Below are 321 nucleotides of genomic sequence, written 5' to 3' on the forward strand. Positions count from 1 at the left end.
GGTTATGTTGTATTTATCGGGCAACCAAGAAAGTTTAGGTGTTCCTGTTTTGTACCGTGATTTTATAGGTCATACTTTACATGCGCAATCGGAGCATGACGCAGGTTCTTATTTTAGATCTTTGTTTGAAGGAATTGAAGAGCCTACCTATCCGTTTGATTTATCAAACATCCTTGGAGATGGTAAGGATATTGAAGAATCAGAAGCTTTGCTTTCAAAAGCTTTAAGTTCAGAATTGCGTGAAACGTGTTTGAGGCTGGGTATGACCCCAGCAGTATTGTTCCATGCTGCTTATGGCCTTGTAGTTGCCAGATGCAGTAA

1 protein-coding gene is annotated in these 321 nt (G+C 40.2%); it reads left to right on the plus strand.

The window, feature by feature from the left end; all coding sequences use genetic code 11:
- On the plus strand, positions 1-321 hold a 321-nt coding region (locus tag FLA105534_RS13750), incomplete at both ends, for a condensation domain-containing protein (RefSeq protein WP_173966695.1).

The organism is Flavobacterium collinsii (assembly GCF_902804485.1).
Classification (GTDB): Bacteria; Bacteroidota; Bacteroidia; order Flavobacteriales; family Flavobacteriaceae; genus Flavobacterium; species Flavobacterium collinsii.